The organism is Sphingobacterium sp. xlx-130 (assembly GCF_011007405.1).
Lineage (GTDB): Bacteria > Bacteroidota > Bacteroidia > Sphingobacteriales > Sphingobacteriaceae > Sphingobacterium > Sphingobacterium luzhongxinii.
On the sequence record NZ_WFKN01000004.1, the window covers coordinates 422,960 to 445,224 of the forward strand.

Genomic DNA, 22,265 nt, shown 5'->3' on the forward strand with positions numbered 1-22,265 from the left:
AAGAAATGAAGAAAATGCCTATGTGATATAACGATTTACAAGACGACAAGAAATTAAAAAGTCCCGACGGCCATCGGGACTGATATTAGAGCTAGCCTCTATCCATTTTACACTGTTTATTAACTAACTCTTAACCAAAAGTATGCAAATCTACTCGGATAAAAAAGCACCTTTTGCAAGGTGGCTATGCCGTATTAATTTGTCCTCTCCGATCGACTCATCGGAAACTCATCGACTGAGGACGCAAAAAATCTGGAGAATTATGAAATTAACTGGAGTTTTAACGCTTGTTCCGTTGTTACATCTCAGTGCCGCTGTCTATTCACAACAGGTCACATTGAAGGGACAACGTGTAAAAATAAAGGATGCACTACGCACCATAACCAAGCAGACAGGCTATGGATTCCTTTATAATTCGAGAATGCTGGATGTCGAAAGCAGTATTTCTATCGACTTAAATAAGGCCCCTTTGTCCAAAGCCATAGAAGAGATTCTCGAATCCAAGGGGTTGACCTATAAGATTGAAGAAAAGACGATTGTCCTGTTGCCAAAAGAAAAAGATCATTCTACTGTACTTAATGTAGAAGTTCAAGATGGTGTTATTATCAAAGGAAAAATTACCAATGAAGCAGGGAAACCCCTGGTTGGAGCGACTGTGCAAGTCGAAGGGCAGAAGCTTGGCTGCACTTGTGGCAATAATGGTGAATTCGAACTTAAGGTACCTAAAGAAGGGATTAATTTAATCGTTTCATTTGTTGGTTATGAAAAGCAGACAGTCAAGGCCAAAAAGGAGATGACTATCGTGTTGAAATCTTCCAGCAACATTGACGAAGTGACGGTTTCTACTGGTTATTTTAATCGTACTAAAGAAAGTGCTACGGGATCACAGGTTGTAGTATCAGGTGAAGATTTGAAAAAAGTAGGATCATTGAACTTGATGCAGGCATTAAATGCATTTGACCCATCGATTCGTGTAGCACCAAATTTAGAATTTGGATCCGATCCGAATAGAGTACCGGAGATAACCGTTCGAGGCGAGAATGGATTTGACTTACGTTCCAGTGCAGACGATGCGAGAAGCAATCCCAATGGTCCACTGTACCTTTTAGATGGTATTGAAGTGTCACCAACTCGTATCTACGATTTAGATATGAACCGTATTGAGTCCTTCGTGATATTGCGAGATGCCTCTGCAACTTCTCTATACGGTTCTAGAGGCGCAAATGGAGTAATTTTAATTACAACCATTCCACCTAAAGAAGGGGATGTACGAATTACTTTCAATAGTACGACCAACGTATCAGTACCAGATTTGCGGGATTATAATCTGATGAATTCATCGGAAAAGTTACAATATGAGGTCTTAGGAGGGGTGTATAGAGGTAATGGACGAGAAGAACAAATTCGCAAAGAGCTCCTCTATAATGAGCGCTTGGCAGAAGTTGCTCGCGGAGTGGATACCTATTGGTTGTCCAAGCCATTAACCACCTCTGTCAATCAGCGATACACTGCTTTTGTGGAAGGGGGAGATCGTACATTCAGATACGGTGTTAACTTAAACTATGATAAAGATAAAGGGGTAATGAAAGAATCAGGACGTGATCGGTATGGTATCAATGTGAGTTTCAATTACTATCCGAAATCAGGTTTTTTGATTCGTAATGATGTGACAGTGAATAATGTCAAAGGCTATAATTCGCCCTATGGATCATTTAGTGCATATGCAAGATTAAATCCCATTGAACGGGTTTTTGATGCAGAGACGGGGCAGATGATCCGTTCTTACGGATTTAATAATGCGATAAACCCTTTGGTAGACGCAAGTTTACCTAATATAGATTACAATAAATACACCGAAATCCAAGATAATTTTAATATCGATTGGCGTATTAATAACAGCTTTCGAGTTACAGGGCGTGCGTCATTAACGAAGAAGCTTACAAAAAATGAGAAATATATTTCTCCATTATCTTCATCTTTCGATAAAGAGACCGATTCTAGCAAAAAAGGAAGTTATTATATGTATGATCAAGACGATTTGGATTTTGATGGTACCGTTACAGCTTCTTACAACAAAGTTTTTTTAGAGAAAATAACTACGAATATTGGTGTTGGTGCTAATACGGTAACAACATCAGGAATTGGAGAAGGATACACAGCGACAGGTTTTTTGAGTGATAATATGAACTTTATCCAATATGCACAGAAGTTTAAGGAAAACTCTAGGCCTAATGGTTACTTCGATAAGTCTAAAATGATCGGTTTCTTTGGTAATGCTAATATTGGATATGAGAATCGTTATTTTGTGGATTTATCCTTCCGTACGGATGGTTCGAGCCGTTTTGGTAAAAACTCACGTTTTGCGCCATTTTGGTCAGCCGGTGCAGCCTGGAATATGGACCGAGAAAAATGGTGGAATAGTGATGCTACATTAAAGTTACGTGCCTCAATAGGAAGTACAGGATCTGTTAATTTCTCAGCAGATCAAGCGCTTACCAAATATTTTTACGATGCCGACTACGAGTATAATGGGTACTACGGCGCACAGCTACTAGGTTATGGCAATTCTTCTTTGAAATGGCAAAATACAGTTCAAAATAACATCGGTGCAGATTTAGTCATGTTAAAAAATCTAGTAGTTTTGAACATTGATGCTTATGTGAAAAATACCCAAAATTTATTATTGCCAATTGATGTGGCTCCATCTACAGGATTTTCTAGTTATACCGAAAATCTGGGTTCCATGGAAAATAGGGGTATGGATTTGCGCTTGCGTTTCAATGTACTTCGTGGAAGCGAAAATCCAGTCAATTGGAATTTCACCTTAGGTGCTGCTACGAATAAGAATAAGATAAAGAAGTTATCCAATGCTTTAGAGGCGATGAACTTGGAGGCTGCCAAAGATTCGATTGTTACAGGACCTAAACCATTGCGTGTATATGAGGCAGGCCGTTCGCAGAGTGCACTTATGGTGGTAGAGTCCTTAGGTATCGACCCGATGACCGGTAATGAGATCTATAAAAAACTGAATGGTGATTTGACCTATACTTACGATCCGAAAGATAAAATTATCGTCGGGGATATGAACCCAACTTGGATGGGTACCTTTCAGTCTAACTTGTTGTATAAAAACTTCAACTTGTATTTCATTTTAGCTTATGAATACGGGGCTAAAATTTACAACTCTACACTGGCGCAAAAAGTGGAAGGCTCTGACCCACTTTATAATGCGGATAAACGGGTATTATACGACAGGTGGAAACAACCTGGTGACGTAACATTGTTTAAAAGGATTGATGATACGACCCCTCCTTACCAGACAACTCGTTTAGTACAGAAAAATGATTTTCTAAGGTTGCAGACCTTAACATTTTCTTATGAATTACCAAGGGAACGTATAGAGCGAATGAAGATTGAGCGTGCTAAAATTATGGTGACTGCCAATGATCTTTTCCGCTTTTCTACAGTAAAAATGGAAAGAGGAACAAGTTATCCTTTTGCACAAACAGTTTCTCTAGCACTTAACTTGACTTTCTAAATTTAAGAATATGAAAATAAAATATTTAATTCTACTATGTTGTACTTTTCTCTTTAGTGGCTGTGATAAGTGGCTAGATGTAGAACTAGCAGATAAGGTTACGGAGGAAAAAATGTTCAGCACGCCACAAGGCTATCAGGAGGCATTGGCTGGAGTATATAGTAAAATGGCTTCTCCAGGTCTTTATGGTAAAAAGCTAACGATGGAGGATATTGATCTTCTTGCTCAATATTATAGTTATGATGGTGTTTCAGCTACTTATGAGAAGTGGAAAACCTATAATTATGAAGATGCAGGTTCACAATCTCGAATATTGGAAATATGGAAAGCACTATATTCTGGGATTAGTGGTGCAAATAATATCCTCAAGTGGGCAGAAAAGGATGCAGGAGTCTTATCAGCAGAACAAAAAAATCAAGTTTTAGGTGAGGCTTATGCCTTACGTGCTTACCTGCATTTTGATTTAATTCGACTATTTTGCCCTGATGTAAAACGATCACCAAAGGCGCAAGGTGTCCCTTATAACTTAGAGTTTGGCGTATCATTACCTCCCATCTACAGTGTAGAGGAATGTGTGCAGCTCGTGGTCAATGATTTAAAGGAAGCTGAAAGTTTATTGGCTTCAGATCCGATAACGAGGGTTAAGCCTTACGAGTTTGCAAATAAAAATGAAGCGGACAAGTATGTCGCACGTTTAAGCCTTTATGGCGTAAAAGCATTGTTGGCCCGTGTTAGTTTAGCCCGGGGAGACAAAGCCAGTGCTATTAAGTATGCTACCGAAGTCGTCGATTCTGAAAAGTATAGACTGTTAGATTTTTCAAGTGTAGATAAGTCTGAAAAAGAGATTGATATGTTGTTTTCGGACGAGCATATTTTCTCTTTGAGGAACAAGAAAATGTCAGAATATACGATAGCCTTACATTATCCTGAGATTACAGATGTGAGTACGAGGTTTGCGTATTTACCGTTTATTAGTATGTCACCAATATTTGAAGGAAACAACGATGATGTTCGTTATATCAAGTGGTTTTCAACAAGTAATGGAAATTTTGTTAAGTATAATGTTGATAATAAGGATAAGTTTTTCCCAAAGATGCCTATGATTAAGCTATCAGAAATGTATCTTATTTTGGCAGAATCCTATTTAGGGCAAGATGATCAGCAGGCACAAACTTACATGAATACCTTACGGAATCACCGTATCCGCAACAATGCACCATGGTCTTTCCTTACGCAGGATTATATCATGCAGGAGACAAAGAGAGAATTTGTTGGCGAGGGGCAGCTTTGGTATGCCTATAAGCGATTGAATTTAGGAATACAAACTAGCAATGGTATCATTGGTGTCATTGCTCCGAGTGATAAGATATTCGTATTCCCAATGCCATTGAAAGAAATTGAAACAGGGAATAGAAATTTAAATAATTAGAAATTATGACACGAATACATTTTTCAATCATAGCCTCTATATTGCTGGTAGCGATAGGATTTTCCTCTTGTGATCAAGAGATTGATAATATTTATAAAGAAAAAGCTCGCATTCAATTTAAATACTACAGTTTAGATTTTAATCGGAAAATGGTTATCGAAGATGAGACTATATTCTCTTTCGGTATGGCTGATGATGACGTGAAAATCGATACTGCACGTATAGTAGTTGAGTTTTTAGGAATAGCTTTAGATAAAGATAGAACTTATCAAGTACGGGTTAACACAGATTCCACTACAGCGGTAGAGGGAGTGCATTATAAGTCCTTTTCAATGACGCAGACTTTCAGAGCTAACCGACTTAAGGACACCTTGAAAATACCTGTAATACGTGAAAATTTAAGTCCTAGCTTTAATAATCCAGAGGATAAACGACTTACTTTAGAGATGGTCGCTACTGATGATTTCGATTTAGGTATGAAGGGAGGCTTAAGAACGGATCTTTATATCAATAACTACCTTTCCGAACCAAAGTGGTGGTCATCTAGTTTACGCCGCCCCTATATTGGATTTTATCATCCTAAAAAGTGGAAAATACTGATTAGTTATAATATAGGTTTTACAGATCCTGTAAACTGTCCTTTTGATTACAATAACCAAGGAAGATCTTATTTTCAAGGATTAAATAACGAGTTAAATGCGAAACCTACATTTGATGACGAAACTGGTTATCGCATCTATCTTAATTCATTGGAACCAAGGAAATAATTAATTGCAAAAACAGTAAAAATGAAAAAACGTAATATATTACTAATCGTATTCGCAGGATGTTTCTTGAGTTCTTGTTATAAAGACTTGGGGACAGGCGAAGGAGATTATCACGATATAAATGAACTTAGCATCGAAGGTATAGAAGCACACTATTCTAGGGATGTTGATGATAGCTTAAAGATTACACCTATCGTCAAGGGTACGATGTACAGCGATACAAGCAAGTTTCATTATGCATGGGAGATTGATAACAATATTTTATCTGACAGCGCTGCGTTAGCAATTAAAATAGATATGCTACCTGGGAATAAAATATCACGTTATATAGTTACCGATAAAATTACGGGGGTGAAGAAATTCTTCCGATTTGATATCAATGTTTCTTCATCCACTGCTGGAAACTTAATAATGGTGCTGAGTAAATATAAAGGTAAATCAGAGTTATCTTATTTACGCTTAGATAAAAAGGCTAACTGGGCCATAAATTATTACGAATCTCGCTTTAAAAAGCCGCTAGGTACGAATCCACAAAAACTCGGATTTATCATGGCTGAGGCATCCTCTGCGGCTAATGCACCATTTGTCAACCGCTATGGAAGAGTGCTAGTTTTGACAGACGATAAATTAGCTTTAATAGATAAGAGTACATTACAGCCTGATCCTGTAGATTATTTAGAGGGCGCGGCCTTCACAGGTACGGCCTCTTACCCCCCTCCAGATATTTCAGGATACAAGCCTGAGTTTTTTGATCAGGAGCCAAGTATATGGCGGGCCAATGCGTATGGTACAGGTTTTCAACATCAGGTTTATTTTCAGTTGATTTCAGGAGGATCACTATACTTTGCAGCATTAGCGCCAAACGTATGGTCGCCCTCTTTTTCTTACAATAAGAAAAGTGTGTACGGCCCAACGGGTTATTTCTCCGCTTATGGATATTTTGATAAGTTGGTACCAACGCCAGATAATAACTTATTTCAACATGGTTATGACTTGGGCAACTTTATGCTCTTTGATAAGACGTTTGGCCGTTTTTCATATTCCAATTATGGATCCGTTTATTCCATTCCTACAACAGCTATAAAGGCATTCCCAGCGCATGATCTTATATACGGATCCGTTACGAGTCAATCTGGGACATCCTTTGCGGTGTTAAAAAATTCAGCTTCAGCGCTTAGATTTCTTTTAATCGGAAAAAACGGGAATAACTATAGTCTGGTAGGTGAGGTGAGTGGTGGAACAGCAACTGCAAGCAGTAAGTTTTATAACATGAAGACTTCTCCTTATGTGTTTTATACTGCGGGGAATAAATTGTACAAATACAATATTTTAGAAGTGATGTCAAGTACTTCACCAAATGAAGGGAATGCTGTTATTTCCTTAAGTTCATTGGGTTATGATGCCAATGCTGTGATTACAAGTATGACCGTATCCCGTACAGAGAAAACAATGATCTTAGGCGTTTCAAGGTATGGTTCTGATACAGAGGGGGCGGGTGATGAGATTAAAGGCGATATCTTGGTTTTTAACCTTGATAAAGTAAGCTTAGGCTTGACATTGAAAGAAAAATATGTTGGTGTAGCTGGAATACCTGTAGATGTTAAGATCAAATACCAAACGCATTGGCGTGATGGTAAGTCTAATGGAGGTGTTACCGAGTTAGATAATATTTAATCAATTTAAAGGAAAATAAAATGAAATTAAAACTATATTTTTCTCTCGTAATTGCTGCAATATTCTTTTTTGCCTCTTGTACTAAGGATACCAGTGCGTATCTTTCACAGGATAAAAAAGATGTAGTCGTTGACGATTATAGTACTGATGGCACTACCCCAGGAGGTAGTGAGGGGGAGTTAAAGCCGGGTATCAACCTTGTTAAGTTGATGGTGACTCATAATGGTGTTGAAACTGAACGGAGGTTTAAATACATTATGCCTGTTTCTATAGATAGGACAAAGCCGATATCATTGGTGTTCAATTTTCACGGCAGTTACGGTACTTTAGAAGACCCTATACAGTCGGTCTCGCTTACACACCCTTTATCGCAGCTTGCTATCAAGCAAAATTTTATTGCTGTTTTTCCAGCAGGTGAGGACACAGGTTCAGCAGTAAACTGGCAAAATTCGGAATATCATTTACCATTTGTTGACGCTATGGTTGAATATTTTAAAAATCATAGTCCTATGATCGATCCTAATCGTGTATATACCTGTGGTCATTCGAGCGGAGCTATTTTCTCATTTGTACTCGCCTACAAGCGTTCGGAAGTGTTTGCGGCAGCAGTACCTGTAGCCGGCCAAATGAAAATAGCAGACACAAGCTATCCAAGTAGAGCAGTGCCGATTAGAGCTTTTAATGGTACTACAGATGCTACGGTAAGCCATGCGGCGGCAATGGATAATATCAAGATTTGGGCTAACCTGGTTGCAGGTTATTTCCCGTCCGATGCGGTGTTGAGCGATACATTAAAGATAGACAATTACAAATCCTATCTGAAGACAACTTGGGGTGGAGGCAAGACCGATATTGAGCTGTTCTCCATAGTTGATGAGGGGCATAATATCAGTTGGCCAGCAATTATGCCTTTAATGTGGGAGTTTATGCAGTCGCACCCAAAAAATGTAGGTAGTTCGGGATTGTATTTATCGTCTCAATTGAAACGATTTGATGCCATAGAAGGACAGACATTTGTTTCAGAGATCCGTCATACAGAAGGAGCTTCATTGACTATTGAATCGGCTCCTTCAGATTGGCAGGTAAGTTATACAGGAGGAAAACTGACGGTGAAAGCTCCGGATGATTTTTTTGCGGCTAGTACTGTCAATAGAAAGGGAGAAATCAAGCTTAAAGCAGTTTACAACGGCACTTCAGCAGTATTGACAATTCCATTTTCTCTTGCAGCTCCCAAGGCATTTTACGAAGTTGGTGATTTGGTTTATGACAGTGATTACAAACCAATGGGGGTAGTATGTTGGGTAAATCCTTCTAATATCAAAGAAGCGAAAATTATTGCTTTAGAAGGGGTAACAAAGAAGTTTGGAGCTGTAGGTACCACATTTTTTACGCCAAGTAAAACAGATGGCTATAGCAATACGCAAGCTTTGGTGGCAAGGAACAACACATTTACCACTAAGTTAACAGCTGCAACTAGTGCATTTATTTACGCTTACGAATATAAAGCAAGTTCTGGTACGACCAGTGGTTGGTACTTGCCTGCGGTTGATGAGTTGAAATCAATCGATGAGAATTTGATAGAATTAAATAAAGCTTTAAAGATACATGGTACGCCGTTAGAATTGGTGGTAGCAGCAAGTTCTTCTTTGATGTCATCTACGATGATAAATGAAAGCGGTAAAAAGTTTTATACATTCAATTTCAACAATAATGCAGCTAGTCACGGTTATAATGTCGTAGCCGCAAAAAGTGATGATACAGGTTTTATTATGACAAGACCGATTAAAAAAGTAAGTAAATATTAGTTTTGTTGAGTAATATCGTATCAGATTACTATAGAGAAAAGCGTCTGAATTATAATAAGCTGTAAAAAGTTTATTCTTACTTTCAGCCGCTTTTTTAAATAACAAATTGCCATATGAAATATGAAGGTTTCAACGAACTACAAACAGCAATGAGTATTCCATATGACAGATAAACATCAAGAAATACACATATGAAGAAATTAAGCGTCCTATTTTTTCTTTTTGTAACCTTAAGTGCGAGTGCACAAGAAGGTATTAAATTTAATGAAACTAAGACCTGGGAAGAGACACTTAAAGCAGCTGGAGCAGATAATAAGTTGGTCTTTGTCGACTGTTATACCGATTGGTGCGCTCCATGTCGGTGGATGGATGCCAATGTGTTTTTCGGAGGGCCGGTTGCCGATTACTTTAATGAGCAGTTTGTAAATATCAAAATTGATATGGAAAAAGGAGAGGGTATCGCATTAGCAAAACAATACAAAATACAATCGTATCCCACTTTTCTGTTTGTGAATAGTAAAGGAGAAGTTGTACACCGTACAGGAGGTAGGATGTCCATGGAAGAGTTTTTGGAAGAAGGCAAAAATGCCTTCGATCCAAAAAGACGAATCAGTTACCTGACAACACAATACATATCAGGTAAGACCGATTTACCATTCTTATATAATTTTTATACCGCTCTAAATAGAACAGATCGTTCGAAAGCAGAAAAGATTGCTAAAGAGATTACAGATAAAATATCGAATGATGAGCTGAAAACCGAGTTGGGGTGGAAGGTTATTCAAATGTTAGCTCGTAATGAGAACGACAAGTTAGGTGCTTTTTACATGGCCAATCAAGCTGCATTTAGTAATTGGAGCAGCGAAGAAGAGCGTTATGAGTTAAAAAAACGCTTGATTACAAGTACTATGTATGGTCTTATGAGAGGAGATAATGAGCAATCCTTCATGAATAAACTTGATTATTTCAAGAAATCAAAAAATGGCGAACTTAACAAGAAAGGTATCATGTTAGAGGCCGAATACTATTTCAGTAACGATCGAACAGCAGATTATTTGAAATTGACCCGTTCTGCACTTAATAAGGAGTTGAAAGATGAGGCCGAGAATTTAAGTTTCTTGGCTAGGAGATCAGCAGGATTTCGTACGAATATGCCCACAGTTTCTGAAGAAGTATTAAAGCAAGCATATTTAATGGCCAAGCGTGCAGTAGAGTTGGAACCTGAAAAATACAGTATTCAGTCTACGTTTGCACAAATCTGTCTGCAATTAAAGAATAAAGAAGAGGGGCTTCCTGCGGCCAAGAAAACAAGAGTCCTGGCCGAGCCTCTAGGATCAAAAATACAACGATTAGCGCAAGAGCTGCTTGATAAAGTAGAAGCATTATAATAACATACTAAACAGAAAATCATGAAAAAATTAATAGTTAGCTTAGTCCTCCTAATAGGGATTTCAGGTCTACATGCCCAAGACCATATCGCTTTCCAGAAGTTCAGTTTTTCGGAAGCCAAAGCGAAAGCCAAAAAGGAAAATAAGCTCATCTTTTTGGATGGCTATACCTCTTGGTGTGCACCTTGTAAATGGATGGAGGGCAATGTCTTCAATCAGAAAGAAGTTGCAGACTTTTATAATTCCAACTTTATAAATACCAAATTTGATTGTGAGGTCGGTGAGGGAATTGACATTGCTAAAAAGTACGGTATCCGTAGTTTTCCGACCTATCTGTTCTTGGACAGCGAAGGTGCATTGGTGTACCGTACAGGAAACCGTATGGAAGTTGAAAAGTTTCTGAATGAAGGCAAGCAGGCGATAGACAAGAATTTTCAAATTCCTACACTAGAAGCTCGTTTTGCTACAGGTGACCAAGACCCTGCATTTTTGTTGCGTTACATCGCTGTAATGGCATCTGTACAGCCAAATCGGGTGCAGGAAGCGCGCAAAATAATGGATAACATTGCTGATGACAGTTTTCTACGTAGCAAGATTGGCTGGGAAGCGATCAAGCAGTTGGGGCAGAATGGCAGTGATAAATACGGAAGGTTTTTCCTGGCCAATAAGGCATACTTGAAAAGTAGCGTTCCAGAGCAAGAGTATAATCTAAAAGACAAGCAGCTGCTGCGCTTTTCCATGTATGGGTATATACGGGACAATAATAAAGTAGAGTTTGACCAGGGCGTAGCTTATTTTGAAGAAAGCGATGAGGTCGAAAGCAAAATCGATGCAGCCATGTTTCGTATCGATTGGGTTACAGCGCATGGAACCGACAAAGAGTTTGTGCAATTGACGAATAAACTGCGTAAAGGTATTCTTAAAGATCAGGGTGAGAGTTTAAGTTTCATCGCTCGCCGTAATGCGGGTAAGTATGTTCAGGACAAGGAGCCCTCAAAAGTACTTTTGAATCAATGTTATGTTTTGGCCAAGCAAGCTGTAAAATTAGATGCCGCGTCCTATTCGAATCAAGGAACTTTTGCGGATATCTGTATCAGTTTAAAGAAGAAAAAAGAAGCTGTTAAAGCCGCAGAGGCAGCAAGAGCATTAGCCGAACAAGAGACATCCAAGATTATCAAATTAGCAGATGCATTGGTAGAAAGAGCAAAAAGTATTTAACGATGAAGCATATTTATACGATAGTTACAGCCTGTTTGGGTTTAATGGGTGGAATCCTTAGCGCCCAAGAGCATCCGTTTGAAATCAAGCTAATAGCGCAAGAACAAGTTAACAAGCAGGCCAAAGTTTTTGTTCGTTATTTTAAGGATAGACAGTTGGTGTTGGATTCGGTGCTGTTTAACCAGAAAAACCCGATCTATAAAGGTACGGCGAGTGAGCCTACCTTAGTCAATCTGTATTATGCCCCCGAAGGAGGTTCATTTTTTGGCAAGAACCGTGTAGGTCGTTGGGATAAAGTTGACCTATATGTAGATCAGGGCGCTACGACAGTTCAGTTTGGTAGTCAGATAGCAGATGCTACCATCAAAGGGGGCGCACTGCAGTCGGCATTTGCGCATTATGCAGATTACATGAAGCGCTACGATCAAGAAGCGGATAGATTGAATGCTAAGCGTTCAGAATTGTATCAGCAAAAAGAAAAAGACCCAGGAGGCTTAAAAGAAGTGATGCAGCAGCTCAATGCTGTTCAAAATAAGAAAAGTCAGTCGAAGGAAGCTTATATCAAAAGTAATCCGAAATCCTATTTCAGCCTGTTGGCATTAAAAGAAATAGCCGGATATAGTATCGACGTAGCACATATTTCTCCGCTTTTTGAACAGTTGGATTCTTCTTTGAAATCACGCAAGGAGGGCAAAGAATTGGCTAAGGCCCTTGATATCGCCAATCGACTGGCGGTTGGTAAGGAGGCTCCTGATTTCTCGCAGCCTGATTTGGAGGGTAAACCTGTCAAACTATCCGATTTCAGAGGGCAGTATGTTTTGCTAGACTTTTGGGCATCTTGGTGTGGTCCATGTCGTGCTGATAACCCAAATTTAGTTAAAGCTTATCAGCAATACAAAGATAAGAACTTTACGATATTAGCACTGTCATTAGACCGTCCGGGCAAGAAGGAAGATTGGGTGAAAGCCATTGAAAAGGATGGCTTACCGTGGCATCATGTGAGTGATCTGAGCGGTTGGCAAAATGAGGTCGTAGGATTGTATGGTATACAAGCCATTCCTCAAAACTTTTTAATCGATCCACAGGGTAAAATCGTAGCTAAAAACCTTCATGGAGATCAATTAGGCAAATTATTAGGGAAGTTATTATAAGGTGTTGTCTATACGAAGAGTCTCCAAAGATCTAGCTTTGGAGACTCTTTTGTTAGTTTACTTAGTTGTTAAGTTGTTACTTTTAATTTTTAAGTTCGGCGTCTAGGCGATAACTAAAATGTTATAATTTAGTAAGATGATTTATATCAGTAAAGTACGTAACAACAGGCCTTTGGAATCTCGAACATCATATCCTTACAATATTCCATCGATTTCCATTTTGAATGAATTAAGCTTTCGAAAGGAAGTGACTTTTATTATTGGTGAAAATGGGGCAGGAAAGTCAACCTTAGTGGAGGCGATTGCTATCAATGCAGGATTCAATGCGGAAGGAGGAAGTCGCAATTTTAATTTTAACACCAAAAGTTCGCATTCCGAGCTGTTTGAAGATATACAACTTATTCGTACAGCTTATCGTAATAAAGACGGTTTTTTTCTTCGTGCGGAGAGTTTTTATAATGTAGCAACCGCTGTAGACGATTATGAAGCACAGGATAGTTATGGCGGGTCACTACACGAACGTTCGCACGGAGAAAGCTTTCTTTCGCTGATGCAAAATCGGCTTTATGGTCAGGGACTCTATATTTTCGATGAGCCAGAGTCTGCTTTATCTATGGTCAGTCAGTTGAATATGTTGAGACGCGTCAACCAACTTGTTGAGAAGAACTCTCAATTTATAATAGCTACACATTCACCGGTTTTGATGGCGTACCCAGGTGCAGATATTTATGAAGTTTCTTCCGAAGGAATTAATCTAGTGGACTATGAAGATACAGAGCAATTCCGTTTGACAAAGTACTTCATGAATAATAGAGAGAAAATGTTATCCGACTTGGGGCTGGAGTTCTAGTTCCAAGCCCAAGTCAGATTGCTGTAATGATTTTTTAGTTCCCTTGATACAAAGGAAAAACAACACTTTCTTTATGCGCTGCTTCTAGCTGCTTAGTAAGCTTCTTAGTGATTTTGGGGTGTTGGTTGATAAGATTACGACTTTCTTTCGGATCTTTTTTAATGTTGTAAAGTTCGAATACCGGTTGCTTACTTTTCGCTTTTAGTTTGATTAGCTTCCAATTGTCTACCAATACGGCTTGTCTTCCGCCGTCCTCATGAAATTCCCAGTACAGGTATTCGTGTTTTTTTTGTTTACCGTTACCGAGTAACGTTGGCAAGAAGGAAATTCCATCGGTATAGGAGTCCATCGTATTTCCACTCAACTCGACAATTGTTGGCATAATATCCCAAAATGCAGCTGGGTGATTTGCTGTTTTGTTCGACTTTATTTTAGAAGGCCAAGAGACGATGAAAGGTGTTCGTATTCCCCCTTCATAAAGATCTCTTTTGTACCCACGTAAACCAGCGGTACTGTTAAAGAACATAGGATCTGCCCCGCCTTCACGGTGTGCCCCATTATCGCTTGTAAACATGATTATGGTATTATCTAATAGGTCAAGTTCACGTAGTTTGTCCACGATCTGGCCGACATAATGATCCATTCTACTTACCATCGCAGCGTAGGTAGCCCGAGGTTTTTCAACAGAGGCATAACCTGCTATCGTAGCTTTGGGGCCATAATCGTTACCCTTGTGTGGAGTTTCAGGAAAAGTATTCTTGTACTTTTCGTAAAACGCATCGTCCGGACCTACCAGTTCGGCGTGAGGCAGTACGGTTGGAACAAACAAGAAGAACGGTCTGTTTTTATTTGTTTCAATAAATGCTAACGTTTTCTCCTGTATCAGTTCCGGCGCATAATGCACTTTGCTAGTAAGATCATTACCTGCTAGTTCGATACGTTTGCTATTGTGCCATAGATGGGTAGGGTAGTACCGATGAGATTGTCGTTGACAATTATAACCATAGAATTCATTAAATCCTTTTTTGTTAGGATCTCCACTGGTTCCAACCATGCCGAGTCCCCATTTACCAAAGGCTCCTGTTGTGTAGCCTGCCTTTTGTAATGACATGGCCATCGTTATGACCGAGTCTGCGAGATGTTGCTGGCCTTCGGGTTCAATTTCTTTATTTCCTCTGACGAAGGTATGTCCAGTATGTTGACCGGTCATTAAGGCCGATCTAGAAGGAGCACACACAGAAGTGCCGGCATAAAAATTGGTAAACCTAGTTCCCTTTTTTGCCAGTTCATCGATCCGAGGTGTGCTTATTTTAATCTGGCCATAGGAGCCTAAATCTCCAATACCTAGGTCATCAGCCATGATTAATACAATGTTAGGTTGTTTTTGTTGCGCATACGTCCCGGTTAAGAGACAGACGGCAATCATTAATAATCCTATTTTTTTCATATGTTAATAATTTGTCTTTTATCTGTCATATGGAATACCCAGATTATTTTCATCGATGTTTGTGTTTTTTAAACGTGGGTATTTCATATGTGTATATCTGTTTTTTATCTGTCATCATCTTGTCCCGACTAGTCGGGATGGAATACTCAAGGTTCTTTGTGCTTCGCTAACAAGAGTATTTTATAATTCGTTCTTATAGTTCGGATTTAGTTGACTTGGAATTTTAGCATTTGTATCCAAAATTTTCTTTTTTAATTCTGACTTCATTTTTTTCAAGATATCAGGGTATTCAGAAGCTTTATTTATTCGCTCTCCAACGTCTGATGATAGATTATATAAAAGGTATGCATCATCTTCATAGTAATGGTGGAGTTTCCAGTTTTTAGATCTTATGCTACTTCCGGGACGGGTTCTGAATTTCGGATCACGACCATCATCCTTTGATGGGTTGTAGGCTTCAAGATAAATAGGGAAATGCCAGAACAAAACTCGATCTTGGAGATCATCTACTCCGCGTATATTGTTCCATAATGATTCGCCGTCTAGTAATAGGGACGATTTGTCTTCTACAATCTCCTTTATCGTCGGTAACAGGTCAAGATGACTGACTAAGGTGCTGCTGTCTCGACATGGCTGAATTTGGTTAGGCCAGTGTATAAAGAAAGGAATTCGAACTCCACCTTCAAAGTAAGAACCTTTACCTGCACGAAGAGGTTGTTGTGGCGAGATGGTATTTATACCACCGTTGTCCGAGCAAAACCATAGGATGGTATTCTCCAGTAGTCCTTGATGTTTGAGTTTAGCTACAAGCTTGCCAATATTATGATCCAAAGATTCGATCATGGCTGCATAAACAGGATAGTCCCGCTCACCGGTTCCTTTTATACCTTTATACTGATTTTGCAACGAATCAGGCGCTTCTAGAGGGGTGTGCACCGCGTAATAAGAAAGGTACAAAAAGAAAGGAGTGGTCTCTTTTTGCTGACCGATATAATCGATGGCTTCGTTCGTAATTCGGTCTGTCAAATATTCACCCGCTTTTCCATCGGGAATTGTCGTGTTTTTATAAGGAGAAAAGTACTTATTATGTCCGCTATGGTTACCTCCAAAACTGTTTGAAAAGCCATGGTCGAGAGGAGAGTCACTGAGATGCCATTTGCCTATTGCCGCAGTTTGGTATCCTTTCCTGCTTAAGAGCGTAGCTATAGTAGGAAGATTGTTATCCAGTATATTGTTATTCTTGATGGGAATTAATTTTCTATCTTCGGTTTTGCCCCTTTCTGAAGAGCCTACAGTATATATACCATGTCTATTAGGTAATAAACCAGTCAAAATACTTGCACGGCTAGGAGCGCAGTTGGAGGCGGCGGCATAGGCCTGTTCATACACGATAGATTCTTTTGCCAAGCCGTCCAAATGAGGAGTACGATAAAAATTTCCACCCATAAATCCTACATCCTTGTATCCGAGATCATCCACTAATATAACTATGATATTGGGAGGAGCCGTTTGTGCATCAGTTTGTGTTATGCAACAGACGATTAATAGGAAGAGGATATATAAGATTTTCATAAGTTACGTTAGTAATAGAGGCTGTCTCCATGAGATTTAATCATTTAGACAGCCTCACATTTATTATTTCCATTCCGGATTCTGCTGTATTTTCGGGTTCATTGCGATTTCGGCAGAAGGTATAGGGTATAAGTAGTAATAGTCGGGAAATGCAGGGGGCTCACCTTCGTAAGCAATGTATCCCGCTGTAGCGCCATTTAGAATAGGTATAGGTGCCGCTTGGGGTACATCTACTCCCTTGGTTAAGTATCTTCCTAACTTTTGTTTGGCAGCATAGTTCATTTTTTTCCATCTTCTCAGATCATCAAAACGGAAACCTTCACCCATTAACTCTACCGCGCGTTCACGACGTATTTCCCATAGTAAAGGAGTTACCTCTGAATCTCTGCTCGGATCCGTCGGTATAGTGCTTATCTGTAGCGCTGCTACTTTTCCTCGATTCCTAAGTTTATTGACGGTCTGATTGATGATATCCTGACTTATCTGCCCCAGTTCATAAGCTGCTTCTGCATAGTTGACAAATACTTCCCCCATTCTAAAGATTGGCGCATCGTTGACATCTTCATTCTGTAGCATTTTGATCTTATTGCTGAATTTGTAAAAACGATATCCGGTGAATGTCACATTAAAGGGTTGTCCATTTGTATAATCCGCATAATGAGGCTCCTGTCTCAAAACCAATCCCTGCCAATTTAATGTAGGCAGTGTTTTTCTTGTAGCCACTGATAAGGTATTCATGAGGTCGATATACTCTCTATCCGTAGCCACTCCTGTATGTGCCCAAGCATAGCTTGGATGCGCTACAGTAACTTTGAATGGTGGCGGTACGGTATAATATAACCTAATATCACGATTTCTAAATTCACTGTTGGGGGTTTTATCTCCATCAAATGTAGGACTTGTCCAACGGGTTTGTCCATCCTTCATAAGGTATAGATCTGCAGCAGCTTTGGTCAGATCCCAGCGTCCGGATGAGTTTCTCGCCAGAGACGATAAGGAATGCGTGATTTGATTGACCTCATATTGCTTGTAAAGCAATACTTCTTGGTTATTGGCGAGAGATTCACTGTTGAACAGTTCGTCATAGTCTGCATGAAGGTTCGGAATTTCGGTCACTAAAGCCTTCGATGCATCCATTGACAGCTGAAGGTACTTGTTAGCGTCATTTAAGCCATGATATTTACGCCAAGTTCCTTCCCGTAAACCAAATCGTGAAATAAGCGCTCTTACAACAGCCTTCGTTATGGTGTTTTTGCCGTCACCATTTGTTTTTATGTTTTGCTCGGCATAGCTGAGCATATCTGCGATTTTTTGAGCGATTTCGTCTCTGGATGAAGGTGTACCATATAGGACATCCGTATCACCGTCATCAACAGCATTTTCTACCCATATGACACCACCATATTTGTTAAGCAGATCCATATAATTGTAGGCTTTGAAAAAAAAGCCTAAGCTTCTGATATGTTTCTTCTCTACATCGGTAAGAAAAGTTGAAGTTTCAATATTGTCCAATAGGATATTAATAGACCTGATTTTTTCATAGGGCACTTTATAATCATTCGACGATCCTGGGGTAACCACGCGATTCCATAACCAGTCCGATGTAGCATTTGTGCTTGCCTTGGCAAATAAATCCCCATTTATTTCTGAGTCGGGAACACTACTGGAATACCCCGGAAATACGTCGTAAAATTGCCAGGCGTAGGTAATGAAGTTGTTATAAGAAGTAAATGTCGTTTTCTCGACCAATGATCCTTCTGGACTTAGATCCAAAAGATTAGAGCAGCTCACGCTTGAAAAACCGATGGCAGCTGCAAGAGATATATGTAAGAATGATTTTATTATTTTCATCGTAGTAAGAATAAAGGGTTAGAAATTAATATTAATACCAGCACTGAATTTCTTTAGGTAAGGATAGATCCCTCCTGAATTAATATTCTCAGCGTCGGCCTCTATCCCCTGAGGAAGTTTATCAAACAAGAACAGATTCTCTCCTGTAAAATAAAGACGGATGTTTTCAATCTTTTTGGTTTTTAACAGCTCTTTTCCTAGATTATATCCCAGTGTAACATTACGAACCCGCAGATATGAACCATCTTGTAGATATTTGGTTTGTACGCGACGATTTGCTCCGGAGTTCAGTCCTCCGTTAGCATATACACGGCCATAATAAGCGTCCTGATTTTCAGGAGTCCAGTAGTCCAAAGTGTGTTCATATAGTGTTGCAAATTCATTGGTGAATGGCCAGATAACAGGATTACTCATCCAAAGATCTCTTTTTCCTACACCCTGTAAGAAGATGGATAAGTCTATGTTCTTGTAACTGAAATTACCGTTAATACCGAATTGGTAGCGTCTTCGGTTATTACCGATGATCTGCATGTCCCCAGGATTACTTATAGTTCCGTTTCCAGAAAATAGAATACCGTCACCATTTAGATCTTTGTATAGTACATCGCCTGGATTTTGTGCCACGCCATTGAAAGAAGGAATACCAGGTTTTAGTTTTCCTCCAGTAAGATCAGCTTTTAGTGAACCTGGCTCAAAATCATCAACCGTGTAGTAGCGGTCTGTCACATAGCCCCATATCTCGCCCATTTGGTAGCCTTTATAATAACTGCCAATTGTACCTGCTGCGTTATTGATTTTTGTGATGGTTCCTTTGTTGTCGGACAAGTTGAAACCAAATGAATAAGTAAAGGCATTGATTTTATCTTTCCAGGTCAATTCCCATTCCCAACCTTTAGACTCTAGATCTGTTATATTCTGGTAAGGAGGGGTTGATCCCAGTACAGCAGGTAAATCTGCTCCAGGATATAACATTCCTATGGTTTGTCTTCTGAACCAATCGAAACTTGTCGTTAGTTTATTGTTGAATAATCCTAGATCCGCACCCAGATTTAATGTTCTTACTTTTTCCCATGTAAAAGTTGAAGATACTAAGTCTGGGCGGTTGATCGTCAAGTAGCGGATTCCTGTCTCTGGATTGATCCATCCTGCATTAGTAGTTGCCATTTCTGGATTTACAGGGAAATAATTTAACGTTTTGTCCGTATTATACACGACCTGATTTCCTATCTCTCCGAACGATCCTCTTAATTTTAACAAGGGTACCCAATTACGAAATGAAGACATAAAATCTTCTTCGGTCACGTTCCATCCCGCAGATACCGATGGAAAGAATCCAAATCTAGACCCTTCTAAGAAACGAGATGATCCATCAAAACGTCCGTTTACTTCAAGTAGATATTTGTTTTTATAGTCATAGTTGATACGTCCAAAATAGCCCAATACCGCATATTGACCAAAAGAGTCTGCCACGTTTTGTGTACCACTACTGGTTCCTAATGATGGCGACGTAGGGCTTAGAATATCATATCTTGTTGCGGTAAAGCTTTCAAAATGACTCTTCTCATAGTTGGTTCCCAATAAATACTTGAGATTATGATTGCCCACACTATGTGTGTAGTTGGCATAGAGATTTACAGCATTATAGTTCGTTATACGATTTCTTCTCCTATAGAATTGATTGTTGAACAAGTATTCTTCCGTGTAGTTGTTCGGGTTCATATACTTGTTTTTAGTTTGGAAGTACTTGTTGTTCTCATTCTTTTTGTTGAATGTGTACTCCGCAGTAACTTTTAGTCCTTTTAAGAGGTTATATTCAGCTTTACCAAAAAGACGCAAGTCATCGTTATAATCCTGTTCGGGTTGTTCATATTTTAAGTAATTGTTTGGCGTTCCATAAGGTATCATCGTGCCATCCATAGCCTCCGCATATCCCGGGTCTAAGTAAGAACTAAAGGTAATCGCACGATAAAACATCTCATTCATATTCATCGGAGTTGTTCGTTTATCGTTCTTGTAGAGTATATTGGCACTTACATTTAGATTTTTTGCCAGTTCCGTAGTGACGTATGCATTTAGGTTGTACCTCTTGTATTTATCGTTGCTGGTTGTCATGATCCCATCCTCGTCGGCATACATTCCAGACAGTCGATAGGCTATCTTTTCACTACCGCCGCTAAATGATAGGTTGTGAAGCTGTTCAAAGCCCGTTGTGAATACCTCATTATAGAGATCATGAGTTTTTAATGGATATTTTGTATTACCCACCGTGGTGATCCCATCTGGATATTTTGCGGGGTCCGCTTCATATTCCTTTAATAAGTTTAACCAAGTGTCCACGTTTTGCCCCGTCCAGTTCGTCGTGTTCCCAAAATCTTTCAAGCCCTGTACAAATTGTAAAGGACTTGCTTTCTCTGGCAGTGTAGTTGCCTTAGACGAGGTCAAATTGCTCGAATAGTTAAATCGGGTCGGTTGGTTTTTTCCTGCTTTTTTTGTGGTAACTAGTATTACACCATAAGCCGCTCTTGCACCATAAATGGAAGCAGCAGCAGCGTCCTTTAAGATGGTTACGTTCTGAATATCTTTTGGATTTACATCATCGATATTCATCGGTACATTGTCTACCAATACCAGCGGTTCACCGCCGTTAATAGAGGTTACACCCCTAATATTTAATGCGGTTCCTTGCCCTGGTCTACCACTCCCAAAAGTGACTTGCATACCTGGCATAGCTCCTTGTAGTGCTTGAGAAGCACTGCTTACAGGTCTATCGCCAAGGACCTTGTCCATATCTACCGAAGAAACAGCTCCCGTCAGATTAGCTTTCCTTTGCGTACCATATCCGACGACCACAACTTCGTCCAAGGAAGAAATGTCCTCTTGCATCACAATACGCATTTCCTTACCTGCACTGGTGATTTCCTGATTCTGATAGCCTATATAGCTCACGATAAGTATGGTTTCGTTTTTACTTACAGTCAGTTCAAACTTTCCATTCTCGTTGGTACTCGTTCCGTTGTTAGATCCTTTCTCAATAATGGAAACTCCTGATAATGGTGTTCCTGTATTGTCAACGACGATACCTTTTACAGTTTGTCCTTGAGGTTTTCTTTCCATGGGTGTGATGACGATTCTGCTATCTTCCAGTTTCTTTAGAGATAGCCCTGCTTTGTTTAACAAGGGGAGAAGCACTTGTGTCCAAGGCTGGTTGGCTACATTAATATTACCTACTTCTCCATCCAGTAAGAGGCCGTCCAGATAGATGAATTTTACCTTGGTTTGCTTTTCGATCGACTTGATTACCCCTTTAAGGTCACTGTCAAAAAGGCGCAATGTAACGCGTTCTTGTGCAATGGAGTTATTTGCCAAAACAGGAGCCGAAAAAATGAACAATAAGCAAATGATTGACTTAATCATTAGTAGAATCTTTAAAGATAAGGGAATCTGCACACGCGCATTGTTGGCATGTAAATTAATTTTCATAATTTTGATTTGATTGATTTTTAATAAAGTACCTTACTTTCTCAGGGCGGGGTACTTGTTAATTGATTAATCTTATGTATAAAGGGTACATCTTT

General features: G+C 39.4%; 13 protein-coding genes. 9 read left to right on the forward strand and 4 right to left on the reverse strand.

Annotation, left to right across the window (positions count from 1 at the left end; translation table 11 throughout):
* Window positions 1-262 precede the first annotated feature (262 nt).
* The 9 genes from G7B18_RS07965 (at window position 263) to G7B18_RS08005 (ending at window position 13,820) form a co-directional block, all read left to right on the forward strand.
* Entirely contained in the window at window positions 263-3,538 is a 3,276-nt protein-coding gene (locus G7B18_RS07965) for a SusC/RagA family TonB-linked outer membrane protein (protein ID WP_164108712.1), read from the forward strand.
* A gap of 10 nt (window positions 3,539-3,548) precedes the next feature.
* Complete coding sequence (locus G7B18_RS07970; protein WP_164108711.1) at window positions 3,549-4,967, forward strand: RagB/SusD family nutrient uptake outer membrane protein; 1,419 nt, start codon at window positions 3,549-3,551, stop codon at window positions 4,965-4,967.
* A gap of 5 nt (window positions 4,968-4,972) precedes the next feature.
* Complete coding sequence (locus tag G7B18_RS07975; RefSeq protein ID WP_164108710.1) at window positions 4,973-5,734, forward strand: DUF4843 domain-containing protein; 762 nt, start codon at window positions 4,973-4,975, stop codon at window positions 5,732-5,734.
* Between the two features lie 21 nt (window positions 5,735-5,755).
* Window positions 5,756-7,408, forward strand: coding sequence for a PKD-like family lipoprotein (locus tag G7B18_RS07980; protein WP_164108709.1), 1,653 nt, complete (start codon window positions 5,756-5,758; stop codon window positions 7,406-7,408).
* A 20-nt stretch (window positions 7,409-7,428) separates the two neighbouring features.
* Complete coding sequence (locus G7B18_RS07985; RefSeq protein WP_164108708.1) at window positions 7,429-9,213, forward strand: alpha/beta hydrolase family esterase; 1,785 nt, start codon at window positions 7,429-7,431, stop codon at window positions 9,211-9,213.
* Window positions 9,214-9,404: 191 nt separating this feature from the next.
* Complete coding sequence (locus tag G7B18_RS07990; RefSeq protein WP_164108707.1) at window positions 9,405-10,601, forward strand: thioredoxin family protein; 1,197 nt, start codon at window positions 9,405-9,407, stop codon at window positions 10,599-10,601.
* A 21-nt stretch (window positions 10,602-10,622) separates the two neighbouring features.
* Window positions 10,623-11,819 carry a thioredoxin family protein gene (locus G7B18_RS07995; RefSeq protein WP_164108706.1) on the forward strand — a complete coding sequence of 399 codons (1,197 nt, stop codon included), beginning with the start codon at window positions 10,623-10,625 and terminating at the stop codon, window positions 11,817-11,819.
* A 2-nt stretch (window positions 11,820-11,821) separates the two neighbouring features.
* A complete protein-coding gene (locus tag G7B18_RS08000; protein WP_164108705.1) occupies window positions 11,822-12,970 on the forward strand; it encodes a peroxiredoxin family protein in 1,149 nt (382 codons plus the stop codon).
* 136 nt (window positions 12,971-13,106) lie between these two features.
* Window positions 13,107-13,820: an AAA family ATPase gene (locus G7B18_RS08005; protein ID WP_164108704.1), complete on the forward strand. Its 714-nt coding sequence runs from the start codon at window positions 13,107-13,109 to the stop codon at window positions 13,818-13,820.
* Window positions 13,821-13,854: 34 nt separating this feature from the next.
* On the opposite strand, the gene G7B18_RS08010 is transcribed toward G7B18_RS08005, so the two are convergent.
* The 4 genes from G7B18_RS08010 to G7B18_RS08025 all read right to left on the reverse strand — a co-directional run bounded on the left by G7B18_RS08010 (window position 13,855) and on the right by G7B18_RS08025 (window position 22,170).
* Window positions 13,855-15,267 (reverse strand): arylsulfatase, encoded by a 1,413-nt coding sequence (locus tag G7B18_RS08010; protein ID WP_164108703.1) that lies wholly within the window; start codon window positions 15,265-15,267, stop codon window positions 13,855-13,857.
* 180 nt (window positions 15,268-15,447) lie between these two features.
* Window positions 15,448-16,839: a sulfatase gene (locus G7B18_RS08015; RefSeq protein ID WP_164108702.1), complete on the reverse strand. Its 1,392-nt coding sequence runs from the start codon at window positions 16,837-16,839 to the stop codon at window positions 15,448-15,450.
* A gap of 63 nt (window positions 16,840-16,902) precedes the next feature.
* Window positions 16,903-18,690 (reverse strand): RagB/SusD family nutrient uptake outer membrane protein, encoded by a 1,788-nt coding sequence (locus tag G7B18_RS08020; protein WP_164108701.1) that lies wholly within the window; start codon window positions 18,688-18,690, stop codon window positions 16,903-16,905.
* An 18-nt stretch (window positions 18,691-18,708) separates the two neighbouring features.
* Complete coding sequence (locus tag G7B18_RS08025) at window positions 18,709-22,170, reverse strand: SusC/RagA family TonB-linked outer membrane protein (RefSeq protein WP_164108700.1); 3,462 nt, start codon at window positions 22,168-22,170, stop codon at window positions 18,709-18,711.
* Between the last annotated feature and the right edge of the window lie 95 nt (window positions 22,171-22,265).

Excerpts from the sequence above, each read along its gene's own strand:
- G7B18_RS07965 (WP_164108712.1), top strand. The coding sequence starts at position 263 with ATGAAATTAACTGGAGTTTTAACGCTTGTTCCGTTGTTACATCTCAGT.
- G7B18_RS07970 (WP_164108711.1), top strand. The coding sequence starts at position 3,549 with ATGAAAATAAAATATTTAATTCTACTATGTTGTACTTTTCTCTTTAGT.
- G7B18_RS07975 (WP_164108710.1), top strand. The coding sequence starts at position 4,973 with ATGACACGAATACATTTTTCAATCATAGCCTCTATATTGCTGGTAGCG.
- G7B18_RS07980 (WP_164108709.1), top strand. The coding sequence starts at position 5,756 with ATGAAAAAACGTAATATATTACTAATCGTATTCGCAGGATGTTTCTTG.
- G7B18_RS07985 (WP_164108708.1), top strand. The coding sequence starts at position 7,429 with ATGAAATTAAAACTATATTTTTCTCTCGTAATTGCTGCAATATTCTTT.
- G7B18_RS07990 (WP_164108707.1), top strand. The coding sequence starts at position 9,405 with ATGAAGAAATTAAGCGTCCTATTTTTTCTTTTTGTAACCTTAAGTGCG.
- G7B18_RS07995 (WP_164108706.1), top strand. The coding sequence starts at position 10,623 with ATGAAAAAATTAATAGTTAGCTTAGTCCTCCTAATAGGGATTTCAGGT.
- G7B18_RS08000 (WP_164108705.1), top strand. The coding sequence starts at position 11,822 with ATGAAGCATATTTATACGATAGTTACAGCCTGTTTGGGTTTAATGGGT.
- G7B18_RS08005 (WP_164108704.1), top strand. The coding sequence starts at position 13,107 with ATGATTTATATCAGTAAAGTACGTAACAACAGGCCTTTGGAATCTCGA.
- G7B18_RS08010 (WP_164108703.1), bottom strand. The coding sequence starts at position 15,267 with ATGAAAAAAATAGGATTATTAATGATTGCCGTCTGTCTCTTAACCGGG.
- G7B18_RS08015 (WP_164108702.1), bottom strand. The coding sequence starts at position 16,839 with ATGAAAATCTTATATATCCTCTTCCTATTAATCGTCTGTTGCATAACA.
- G7B18_RS08020 (WP_164108701.1), bottom strand. The coding sequence starts at position 18,690 with ATGAAAATAATAAAATCATTCTTACATATATCTCTTGCAGCTGCCATC.
- G7B18_RS08025 (WP_164108700.1), bottom strand. The coding sequence starts at position 22,170 with ATGAAAATTAATTTACATGCCAACAATGCGCGTGTGCAGATTCCCTTA.